The 11,415-nt window shown below is 37.7% G+C and carries 13 protein-coding genes; 10 read left to right on the forward strand and 3 right to left on the reverse strand.

The window, feature by feature from the left end:
- Positions 1 to 12 precede the first annotated feature (12 nt).
- From AsFPU1_RS10365 to AsFPU1_RS10375, 3 genes are all read right to left on the reverse strand, one after another.
- Positions 13 to 660 (reverse strand): cofactor assembly of complex C subunit B, encoded by a 648-nt coding sequence (locus tag AsFPU1_RS10365; protein WP_438357501.1) that lies wholly within the window; start codon positions 658 to 660, stop codon positions 13 to 15.
- A 48-nt stretch (positions 661 to 708) separates the two neighbouring features.
- Positions 709 to 1,890 carry a cysteine desulfurase family protein gene (locus AsFPU1_RS10370; protein ID WP_124972319.1) on the reverse strand — a complete coding sequence of 394 codons (1,182 nt, stop codon included), beginning with the start codon at positions 1,888 to 1,890 and terminating at the stop codon, positions 709 to 711.
- Positions 1,891 to 2,034: 144 nt separating this feature from the next.
- Positions 2,035 to 2,415 carry a DUF7682 family zinc-binding protein gene (locus AsFPU1_RS10375; protein ID WP_124972316.1) on the reverse strand — a complete coding sequence of 127 codons (381 nt, stop codon included), beginning with the start codon at positions 2,413 to 2,415 and terminating at the stop codon, positions 2,035 to 2,037.
- 319 nt (positions 2,416 to 2,734) lie between these two features.
- Between AsFPU1_RS10375 and AsFPU1_RS22600 the strand changes: the two genes are divergently transcribed.
- The 10 genes from AsFPU1_RS22600 to AsFPU1_RS10420 all read left to right on the forward strand — a co-directional run.
- Positions 2,735 to 2,905, forward strand: coding sequence for a DUF8624 family small hydrophobic protein (locus tag AsFPU1_RS22600; RefSeq protein WP_172957451.1), 171 nt, complete (start codon positions 2,735 to 2,737; stop codon positions 2,903 to 2,905).
- Positions 2,902 to 3,381 carry a GNAT family N-acetyltransferase gene (locus AsFPU1_RS10380; RefSeq protein WP_227873392.1) on the forward strand — a complete coding sequence of 160 codons (480 nt, stop codon included), beginning with the start codon at positions 2,902 to 2,904 and terminating at the stop codon, positions 3,379 to 3,381. The genes AsFPU1_RS22600 and AsFPU1_RS10380 overlap by 4 nt, the downstream gene beginning before the upstream one ends.
- A gap of 49 nt (positions 3,382 to 3,430) precedes the next feature.
- Positions 3,431 to 4,384, forward strand: coding sequence for an ABC transporter ATP-binding protein (locus AsFPU1_RS10385; protein ID WP_227873391.1), 954 nt, complete (start codon positions 3,431 to 3,433; stop codon positions 4,382 to 4,384).
- A gap of 372 nt (positions 4,385 to 4,756) precedes the next feature.
- Positions 4,757 to 6,487: a hypothetical protein gene (locus tag AsFPU1_RS10390; protein WP_124972314.1), complete on the forward strand. Its 1,731-nt coding sequence runs from the start codon at positions 4,757 to 4,759 to the stop codon at positions 6,485 to 6,487.
- A gap of 14 nt (positions 6,488 to 6,501) precedes the next feature.
- Complete coding sequence (locus AsFPU1_RS10395; RefSeq protein ID WP_124972312.1) at positions 6,502 to 7,215, forward strand: DNRLRE domain-containing protein; 714 nt, start codon at positions 6,502 to 6,504, stop codon at positions 7,213 to 7,215.
- 319 nt (positions 7,216 to 7,534) lie between these two features.
- On the forward strand, positions 7,535 to 8,347 hold the full coding sequence (locus AsFPU1_RS10400; protein WP_124972310.1) for a class I SAM-dependent methyltransferase: 813 nt from the start codon (positions 7,535 to 7,537) through the stop codon (positions 8,345 to 8,347).
- A gap of 33 nt (positions 8,348 to 8,380) precedes the next feature.
- Entirely contained in the window at positions 8,381 to 9,217 is an 837-nt protein-coding gene (locus AsFPU1_RS10405) for an amino acid kinase family protein (protein WP_124972308.1), read from the forward strand.
- A gap of 159 nt (positions 9,218 to 9,376) precedes the next feature.
- Positions 9,377 to 10,210: an amino acid kinase family protein gene (locus AsFPU1_RS10410; protein WP_124972306.1), complete on the forward strand. Its 834-nt coding sequence runs from the start codon at positions 9,377 to 9,379 to the stop codon at positions 10,208 to 10,210.
- Between the two features lie 128 nt (positions 10,211 to 10,338).
- Positions 10,339 to 10,647, forward strand: coding sequence for a type II toxin-antitoxin system Phd/YefM family antitoxin (locus tag AsFPU1_RS10415; protein WP_124972304.1), 309 nt, complete (start codon positions 10,339 to 10,341; stop codon positions 10,645 to 10,647).
- A 42-nt stretch (positions 10,648 to 10,689) separates the two neighbouring features.
- Positions 10,690 to 11,415, forward strand: a 726-nt coding sequence (locus tag AsFPU1_RS10420) for an FHA domain-containing protein (protein WP_125061097.1), incomplete at its 3' end; no start/stop codon positions are given.

Consider the following 11,415-nt stretch of genomic DNA (forward strand, 5'->3'; position numbering starts at 1 on the left):
ATAGTCAATTTTCTAAGCATTTAACTCACTTTGTAAGGTAATAGCCAACTTATCGGCAATCCCTTCAATCCAATTTTCATCTTGTTTTGTATAACTGCGGGGAACATTTGCCCCCAAGATCAATACCCCTTGATTTCCCATGGGTTGACAGATCACCCCTTGAGTATTTTCGGGTAAATAATCAAATTCTATTTTAGCAGGATAGAGAGCTAAATTAACTAGGTAAACAGGCTTTTGGGTATCTAAAACCCGTTTAATAATATTACCTGGATTTACTTGAGAATTAACTCCTAAAATTCCTCTCCTTAGTAACACTTTATCCTTATAATACACTACTAAAGATTTAGTAACGGTATTAGTTAATACCAGATGAGAAGCCCAAGCTAATTCAGTTTTAACTGTATTAGATAAGTCGGGGTCAAAATAAAAGCCTTGTTCTCCGATGAGTTTGACAGCATCAGGCGATCGCGGTTGAACTTGTTGCCAAATTAACCCGACTAAAATTAACACCCCACTCAAAATTACCCCAACAACATCTGATCTGGCTTGAGATTCTGTTAATTGTAGGGTACTAAAACGATTAATGAGTAATAAAATTCCTCCTAATCCACCTGCAAAAAAGGGAAGTAACCTTAAGATTTTATTAGGATCTGATTTCATTATATGAAGAATTATTGACTTTTATCTATATTAATTTAAAGTGAGATATTATCGGTTAACGATTGCTAACTGAGGCATTAATCGATAGATAATCTGTTTAAGTACCATTGCTGTCCAATCAATATCTTCTAGAGTGGTTTCCCGTCCCAAAGTTAAACGAATACCTCTTAATGCCTCTTTTTCTGTGTATCCCATGGCCAATAAAATCGGACTAGGACTTAATTTGCCACTATGACAAGCGGCCCCTGCACTAATGCCAATTCCGGCTAAATTCAATTGACGTACTAAAGTTTTTCCGGTTATGAGGTCTTGATGAGGATTTTTATCGGGGTAACAGATAATAAAACTGATATGATGAGGCAGACGATACAATCTGTCACCCGTTGGCAACAAATAGGGACAGTCGGCCATCAAATCAAAAAAGCGATCGCGTAAAGCCATTAATCTGGGGCTTTCTGAGGCCATTTCTGAGGCCGCTAATTCTGCAGCCAGTCCAAAAGCAGCAATAGCGGGTAATGCTTGGGTTCCTGAACGTAATTGTCTTTCTTGTCCGCCGCCCCCTCCCAGAGGCAAAATTTCCACCCCTGGACGCACATATAAAGCCCCGGCCCCTTGAATGCCATAAATTTTGTGACTAGAAAGGGATAATAAATCTACCCCCAGACCTTGAACATCAATAGGCAAACGTCCAGCCACTTGTACCGCATCCGTATGAAACAGAATTCCATGACAACGGGCAATTTTAGCTAATTTTTCAATGGGTTGTAGGGTTCCGACTTCACTTTGTCCATAAATAATAGAAATAAGTACAGTATTGTCTTGAATCGCTGCCTTTAATTCTAAGGGATTAATACGTCCGTGACGATTAACAGGTAAAGTGGTTATCTGCCATCCTTGTTTTTGTAAAATGTAGGCGGTTTCAGAAATAGCTGAGTGTTCCACACTAGAAATAATCAAATGTTGGGGCGTACAGTAACGTCTAGTAATGCCTAAGATAGCCAAATTATCAGCTTCTGTTCCCCCTGAAGTGAAGATAATGGAGTCAGGATGGGGTGCATGAATTAACTCAGCCACTTGACCCCTAGCGTTTTCTAGAATGGTAGCGGCCCGTTGTCCCCAGGTATGCAAACTAGAGGGGTTGCCCCATTGTTGGGTCAAAATCTCCTGTACTTGGTTGATCACCTCCTGACGAGGGGGTGTAGTGGCACTATAGTCAAGATAAATTTGCATTCTGTTATCCTTAGACGTAATGGGGGGATAGGTTACGATTTGCCGCTTTTTTGGTTAAATACAAATCATCATTGAAAATTTCCGCTTAAAGTGTTTTGGTGGTAATTGTCCGTAGTTGAAACCACATTAATTAATAAAGCCAGATTAGTGACCAGGCTTACAAACATTATAGTCTTCATGAGAGATTACCGCCTCTGGGATTAATAAATTGCCTTGATCGCGGCAAATTAGGCGATAATGTCGGGTAACGGGAATGCTGATGACAAAGCGATCATGGCGCAGTCGTTTGCCATGAAATTGTCTATAATCTTGTTGGTTGGCCAATGCTTGCAGAATTTGACGGGCTTTGAGAACAACGTTTTTGGGTAATGTTCTAAGATCGACGAGATCTTCGGCAAAGGTGGCTTCCCAATCGTTTTTTTGTTGTTTTCTTTCTTGCCAGGCTAGTTGTTCTTGAGCGCATCGGTGGCAAATTTGACCGTAACCTTTATGACCACAGGAAAACATTTTTTTTCTTCTCGACATAACAACCGTTGATTCATAAGATGCTTACAGCCTTTACAATGGGGCGTATTAGCTTGCTCTTGTCTCCTGAGATTCTCAAAAAAAGGCCAGCCATTTATCCCCCGATACAATTCCATATATATCCAGGATACAGGGTTATATTCTTTCTCAGCAAAGCTAATTTTAACAAACCTTTGTTCTATAGTCACCAGCAGTATTGATCAATCTTGTATTTGACACTCTTTTTTTAATTGATAATTGATAATTGTGATTCTTGTTTCTGAAATCATTCTTAATAATGCTATGATAAAATTAATTAACCTAGAACAGTTTGAAACTCATGGCATTTTTTCGTCAATATATAGCTCCCTTCCTGATTCTTTTGATGTTTTTATTCGCTTTAGTGGCAGTGAGTATACGGGCTTTTTTACCCTCAGATTTAGCAGCACCTGCACCTATTGAAGATGGGGCAATATCAACAATAATTATTAACTTAGAGAGGATAAGTTGACTTACTTACCTGAAGGTTATTCCCTCGAAATGGGATCATCTAAAGATAAATATCGACTGATAAAATATATGAAATTAACTTATCAGGAATTGTTTCCCAATCAGTTAGATTTTAGCCATTTAAACATTACGGTTGAACGATATTTTACTCAAGAAACTCCTATTTGGTGGATCAAATTTCAAGGGAAAACTAAGCAACTATCTACCTCTGTCGCTTGTCTCTGGATGGGCAATGCAGTCGATCAGGTGACAGGAGATTATTATGGTCACATTTTCTTGATTTATGTTACCCCAGAACACCGTCGTCTTGGGTTAGCTACTGCCCTTATTCATCATGCTCAAATTTGGGCTAAATCTAGAGGCGATCGCCAACTCGGACTACAGGTATTTAATATTAATCAACCTGCTCTTAATTTGTATCATAATTTAGGCTTTGTCACCAAATCTTACTTAATGCTTAAACCCCTAGATAATTGATAGTTATTGATTTTTTATAAACAGTTCAATTTTTTTGACTTACGGAATCATGATAGAACAAGAATTAGCTATTTCTACCTCTAATTTAACCAAACAATTTGATCGTCATTTAGCGGTAAATCAAGTAGAATTACAAATAGAAAAAGGGGAAGTTTATGGCTTAATTGGGCCAAATGGGGCTGGAAAAACTACTTTAATTCGGATGTTAGCGGCTGCAGAAGATCCCACCATTGGCGAAATTTATATTTACGGCGATCGCTTATTAAGAAATGATAGTAATACTCGTCTTAAACAGCGAATAGGCTATCTTCCTGATGATTTTCCTGTCTATGAAGATTTGAATGTTTGGGACTACTTAGACTATTTTGCACGACTCTATTATCTCAAGTCTCCTCATCGTCGTCGTCGCCTTCAAGAAGTGCTGGAATTAGTCCAATTAACCAGTAAACGAACCAGTAAAATTAACACTCTTTCTAGAGGGATGAAACAGCGTTTAAGTCTAGCGAGAACTATACTCCATGATCCCATTTTACTATTATTAGATGAACCTGTATCTGGTTTAGATCCTATCGCTAGAATGCAGTTTAGAGAAATTATAAAGGTCTTACAAACAGTGGGAATGACTATTTTTATATCTTCCCATGTGCTTAGTGATTTGGCTCAATTATGTACCTCTGTTGGTATTATGGAATTAGGATTTTTAGTCGAAAGTACCTCTCTACAAGACCTTTATCAAAGGCTATCTCAGCAGCAAATCATCATTAAAACTTTGGGAGATTTAGAAACATTACAACAAGAATTAAAACATAATTCTTATGTAGAGGAATGGCAATTTATTTCAGAAGAAAACAGTCTGAAAGTCAATTTTTCAGGAAATGATCAAGAAAGTGCAGAATTATTAAAAGCTTTAATAACTGCAGGAATTCCTATTAGTGAATTTCATTGTATTCAAGAAGATTTAGAGACTATTTTCTTGAAGTTAGGTCATAAGCAGGCATCTTAATCAATTGACAATTGACAATTGATAATTGATAATTATAGTAATTCTCATCCTAGTTAGATAAGTAGGGGTCAACGGCCGTTGACCCCTACAGGGCAAAGTTGACCCCTACAGGGCAAGGTTTTGCCGGATGACGAATGTCCTAACCTGTAAAAGTAATGCTATATTAACTATCAACTGATAAACAAAGTCAATTATCCATCATTGAATTATAAGGAAATTTTGGGCAATTCTCAACAAATACTTTATAATTGAATTACACTAAATAATTAAAGCGTAACAGGCCGAGCAACGTCTATTAAACGCTAATATTTAATCAGAGTCCCATGTAAATTTTTGCGAATAAACCAACATATTTGAAGGAGGATATGCTATATGATAGCTGACTATTGGGATAAAATCGGTGATGGGAATCCTCAATTATTAAGAGAAATTAAAGGAAGATTAAATCCAAGAAATACAGCGATCGCCGTGGTAATTTCAGTTATTGGTCAACTGTTTTTATTGCTGATATTTAATAGCAATCTTCCGTCAGAAGTGCAAAATTACGATCTGTATCATGGACAATTTAATCGTTATTGTACTGCCACACCTCCCCCAGAAATTTATCAAAATTCTTATTATGGGGTACCTTTTTGTATCCAAGATTTACTAGGAAATTGGGTGATTAATTGGCAATTATGGTGGTTTGATGTATTTCGTACCTTGAGTATTGTGGGAATTTTTGTCTTATTAGTAGCTGGAATTTATTTACTTATTGCTGATTTATCACGGGAAGAAAATCGAGGAACTCTTAACTTTATTCGTCTCAGTCCCCGCACTCCCAAAAATCTTTTATTAGGTAAAATGTTAGGGGTTCCTTGTTTAGTTTATCTCATGGGATTAATAGCTTTTCCTTTACATTTAATTGCCGCATTTAATGCTCATATTCCTATTAGTTTAATTTTAGGATTTTATGGAGTTATTCTTAGTAGTTGTGCCTTCTTTTATAGTGGGGCTTTATTGTATGGGTTAGTCAGTTCAAGTTTAGGAGGATTTCAAGCTTTTTTAGGCAGTGGAGGGGTTTTATTTGGGCTATTTATCTTAACGAGCATTTCTTTTGCTTCAGGAGATTCTGTATCTCAGACTCCCTTTGATTGGGTCATGCTTTTTTATCCAGGAACGATTCTATCTTACCTCGCCAAGTCAACTTTTTTACCTACTAATACGCTTGATTTTAATTACGAAAATCTCAATAATTTACGTTGGTATGGACAAACTATCTGGCAAAATACATGGTTAGGAATTGGATTTATTGTGTTTAATTATGGCTTATGGACTTATTGGATAGGTCAAGCTTTAAAACGACGTTTTCATAATCCTACTGCTACTTGGTTGAGTAAATATCATAGCTATTACCTATCAGCAAGTTTTATCATTATGGTATTGGGATTTGTTTTCCAACCTAGTCGTTATGGCAGTTTATCACAACATCTTCGAGAAAATTTCTTGATTTTACAAACGTTTATTGTTGCCTTTTCTTGTTTGTTAATGGTTGCTCTAAGTCCCCATCGTCAAACTTTACAAGATTGGGCCAGATATCGTCATTATAATAAACAGCATCATCGCTCTATTATGGAGGATTTAATCTTGGGAGAAAAAAGTCCTTCTATAATTGCAATAGCTGTCAATTTAGGTATTATATTTGTTGCCTTAGTTCCAGGAATTTTGCTTGCTCCTGTAGAGAACAAATTTTTCTTATTGCTTGGCTTATTGTTGGGGATGAATATGATTCTGATTTATAGCATTATCGGTCAAAGAATATTAATGCTAAAAACACCCAAAAGTACCCTAATAGCAACCTTAGCTATTGGAAGTTTAATTACCTTACCGCCGATGGGCTTAGGTATGTTAGGATTATTCCCTGATAAAGTAATGACTCCCTGGTTGTTCACCTTTTTACCCTTAGTTGTGTTAGAAAATATGGCTAAATGTCCTTCAATTATCATGTTTATGTTCTCCATTTTGGGACAAAGTTTATTAATCACATTAGGAGGATTTGAGATGAAAAAACAATTACAAAAAGTAGGGGAGTCACAAACAAAACTACAAGAAACTTCAATATAAATACTGTCTAAGTGATGCAACCTACCATCAAACAAATTCTGTTAATTGTGGTTGCTATGTTAGTTTATTTAACTGTAATGCTAACAGCAGCAACCGCACAAGACACCCAAATGATTTCACCGAGTAAAGATAATACTCTGGTAGAAAACTTAATGGGTTCTCTGAGTAATGGTGCTGGACAACGGTTTTTTGTGGGACGCACTAATCAAGGAACTGATAATATTAGAAGAGGGGTTATTGCCTTTGATATTGCTAAAAGTATTCCTAAAGGATCTAAAATAACTGAAGTGAATCTTACCCTAACCTTAGAACGAACTCCAGGAGGAAAACAATCCATAAAATTACATAGACTTTTGCAAAACTGGGGAGAAGGTAAGTCTAGTCATCAAGGAGGGAAAGGAGGAAAAGCAACATCAGGTGAGGTAACTTGGATTTATACTTTTTATGATACTCAATCCTGGTCTAATCAAGGTGGATATTTTTCTGATATAGTTAGTGGTATTCAGGTGGTAGATGATGTTGGTGTTTATGTTTGGAAATCTACTCCTAAAATGGTAGCTGATGTGCAAGACTGGTTAGATTTTCCTCAAAGTAATTTTGGCTGGTTATTATTAGGAAATGAAATCACACCAGGTACAGTAAAAGGGTTTGCTAGTCGAGAAAGTAAAGAACATTTAGCACAACCAAAACTTATGGTTATGTATGTTAAACCATCATCAATTTTGTGAGAATCATGGATTTATGTAAAAAAAAACAGGGCGGGTTTATCTAGTTTTTTGGTGAGAATCATGGATTTATGTAAAAAACCCGCCCCTACAAATTTTGTGTAATTAATTTTGTCTACCTACTTAACTGAAATGACCCTACAGTTAGTTTTGAGTAAGTTAACCTGTTCATAGCATATTTTGGCAAAAATTGCACAGTTAAGATCTTAAGAAATGGGAAAAAAGATTTATAACAAAATATTAAATAAGTGACCAAGATTTAACGGAATGAACCCAAAAAATAATAAAGTGAGAAGATGCCAAAATCAATCAAAAGTAAGCAGTGAAATCTAGCCATTCCTCCTTTGATACTCAGGCGCAAAACTATGATTTGCGGGTAGGTCTATCAGAAAACTGTTGTCAGGCGATCGCGCAAACCGTCTTAACCCTTTCTCAAGCACAACCCTCGGATCTTCTTGTTGAAATTGGTGCGGGAACAGGAATGATTGGTCAATGGTTTGTTAAGTCTTTTGTGAACTATTTGGGCTTTGATTTGTCTCAAGAAATGCTCAATATCTTCCGAGAAAGATTAGAAAAAAATAACAGCCATTGGACATTATTAAAATCAGATGGAAATGATATTTGGCCAGTGGATGATCACAGTGCGAAAGTCATTTTTAGTTCTCGAAGTATTCACCTATTAGACTCAGAAGAACACATCATTAATGAAACTTTTCGTATCGCTCATCCCCAAGGATGTATTTTTTTAGTTGGAAATATTAAACGAGACTCTGACAGCATCAAAGCAAAAATGAAACAACAGATGCACCAAGAACTTGCTTTACAGGGTTTAGCAAAATATCCCAAAGAAAAGAAACTGCAACGACTAACGCAACTATATAGGGAACGTGGGGCCAAACCCATAGAACCTATAGAGGTTTATTGTTGGACAGTTACTAATACCCCAGAACAGTCTCTGCAAAGTTGGCAAGACAAACCAGGGTTAGGGGGAATAGACATTCCCCCTACTACAAAACAAGAGATTTTATATAAGCTACAAACTTGGGCCGATGATTCTTTGGGGGGACTTACTCAGACTTTAGAATCTCAAGAAACCTATGTATTACAAGGCTTTTGGCTCCCTCCCACAGAATAACTATAAGTTCAATGAATATTAACCAGGATAATTATGACAAATCCCGTTTTTTTAGCCGAAAATCAGTTACTATCTGACTTAGGTAAATCTCTTGTCACAGGTTCTTTGAGTGATGAACGGGTGCTAAATCAGACCAACAATGAACCCCCGATCAAAATTCTCCCTAACGCCAATGTACTAAAAATTGGTGGACAAAGTTTTATGGATCGCGGTCGTCGGGCGGTTTTCCCCTTAATTGAGGAAATTGTCGAAAATTTGGGCCGTCATCAGATGATTATAGGTACAGGGGGGGGAACTCGCGCTCGTCATGCCTATAGTGTAGGCGTTGATCTGGGACTACCTACAGGGGTTTTAAGTGTCTTGGGAACCTTTGTCAGTATGCAAAATGCTCGCATGATCTATTATTTATTAGCACAACATGGCATTCCTTTCATTGAACCTGTACAGTTTGGGCAAATGTCCCATTATTTGGCGGAAAGAGGGGCTGTCATCTTTTTTGGAATGCCTCCTTATACGTTTTGGCACGAAAACCCCAGTATTGGGCGTATTCCTCCCCATCGTACCGATACAGGAGCTTATTTAGTTAGTGAAGTATTTGGTACAAAATCCATGATTTTTATTAAAGACGAAGAAGGTCTTTATACTGCCGACCCCAAAAAGGAGCCTAATGCTAAGTTTATCAAACGGATCTCGGTTGGGGAGTTACGGGAACTTGATCTTCAAGATGTGATCGTCGAACGTTCCCTGATGACATTTATGGAAAATGCCAGCAACCGACGCTCTATCCGCGTCATTAATGGACTTCAACCCGGAAATTTAACCCGCGCCCTTAATGGACAAGACATAGGTACTGAAATTTATGCAGATTAATATTTTTGTCGGGGCGGGTTTAACAATGTTAAACCCCGACATAAGTTACCGTAGGGGCCGTTTTATACAAAAATTCTCTTATTTTTACCAAAATTCAGATAAAACCGCCCTTAAAGCCGTTTTTTTGACCCTTAACCCTTAACTATTTCAGAGGAAATTATGACTACAATATTAGACAATGGCGATCGCCGTCATCATCTCAACTCCATACTCATGCGGGAAAGTCTACTAGATAAAGAGGTAGAAAAATCCACAGAAACTCCAGTTATTCGGATGTTACCGGATACCTATGTTGTCAAAATCGGGGGCCGTTCCATTTTAGATGCGGGAAAAGCGGTTACTTATCCGGTTGTTGAAGCTTTAGCGAATTTATTGGACAGCAAAAAACTGATTATTGGTACAGGAGGAGGGGCCAGAAGTCGTCATGTCTTCTCTATTGGTATTGACTTAGGAATGCCCTCAGGGGTACTTGCAGAACTCGCTCAAGCGGATGCTTTGGGGAATGCCCATATTTTGGGTGCGTTATTAGCCCCTTATGGGGTTGTGGCCATTCCTCCCGAAATTTTTGGTCATCTGTTACCCCTATTTATTCGTAGTGTCCCAGGTGTTATTTTTACGGGAGTTCCACCCTATTCTTTATGGGAACATCCCCCCGCTATCGGACGTATTCCTCCTCATGGTAGTGACTCAGGATCATTCTTATTAGCGGAATGTTTTGGGTGTCAAAATGTTACTTTAGTTAAAGATGTGGACGGACTTTATACTGAAGATCCGAAAACGAATTCTAACGCAAGTTTTATCTCAGAAATTTCTACAACTGAGATCAGAAAAGGCAATTTTGAAACCCTACCTTTTGAGCGAATTTTACTCGATTTATTGGATAATTCTCGATTACAGAAACAAGTTCAAATTGTCAACGGACTTGATTCTGATAAGATTAGAGCCGCCGTTAATGGGGAAAAAGTCGGAACTATTGTTTATGGCGATCGCTAACTTGTAGGGGTCAACGGCCGTTGATCCCTACCCATGTTTTTCTATAATATTTATGTACAAAAAGTCTAAATCGCCACCATCTTAATACTGTATAATAAGATACAATATTCTGTATTTTCGTAGAGTGCGTGTTTGCGTTACAGTATAATGGTGTTAAAAATAAAGGTTTTGTTATGAAAAAAGTTAATGTTACTCAAGTTCAAGACTCTTTTGATGATTTTCTAAACTGCATTGACCAAGAGCAAATTGTGATTGAAAAGGAAGGAAAAGCTATAGCAACCCTGATTAATTATGAAGAATGGAAACGATTAAAACAGTTAGAAATGGAACTCATGAATGAAGACAAAGAAAGTTTTTACACTGTGGAAGAAGTCATTGCTGAATATAATCAAATTCACGGGACAGAATTTACATTAGAGAATTTAAAATCTGTCTAGGGAAATGTTGCGCTAGAATGAGTCATCGTCTAACTACCAACTATGACCCAAAAACAACCCCTAAGTCAACTGTTAACCCAAGCTGTCCAACAAATAGCGAAAGGCAAACTTACCCCCTCTTTACTCAAAAAAGGGGCAAAAGTGCCTGAGTTACGGGTTCTCAGTGAACCAGGAAAAAGTCCCGAACCTCATGCTTTACTCGGCGATCGCTATATCATCGGCCGGAGTTCGAGATCCTGTGATATCGTGGTTCCTAATGCGGTAGTTAGTCAAATTCACTGTTCCTTACACCGGGACAAAAAAAATCCCCATCGCTTCATTTTAAAAGACGAAGATTCCACAAATGGACTTTATCTCAAACGACAACGCTTAAATACTCTAACCCTTCGTCATGGGGATGTAATTACCCTTGGGCCCCCAGAATTAGCCAATGCAGCCCAATTTATCTATCATGACCCACCCCCTCAATGGAAAACCCTAATTCCCTACATTTTAAGCGGTAGTGGGGCATTTTTAGGACTGCTTACCCTCTTAATTATATGGGAAGGACGAAACATTCCTGTACGTCCCCTCCCTTCTGGAGTCAGTGGGCCAGTAGTGATTTATGCTAGGGATGGACAAACCCAGCTTAACCCTATTAGCCAAGATACTCATCAAGAATTAAAGAATTTAAAGGATTTTTCTCCTTATTTACCTCAAGCACTTCTCGCTTCTGAAGATAGCCGCTTTTATTGGCATTTTGGGGTTGATCCCTATGGCGTTCTCCGG

Source organism: Aphanothece sacrum FPU1 (genome assembly GCF_003864295.1).
Taxonomy (GTDB): domain Bacteria; phylum Cyanobacteriota; class Cyanobacteriia; order Cyanobacteriales; family Microcystaceae; genus Aphanothece_B; species Aphanothece_B sacrum.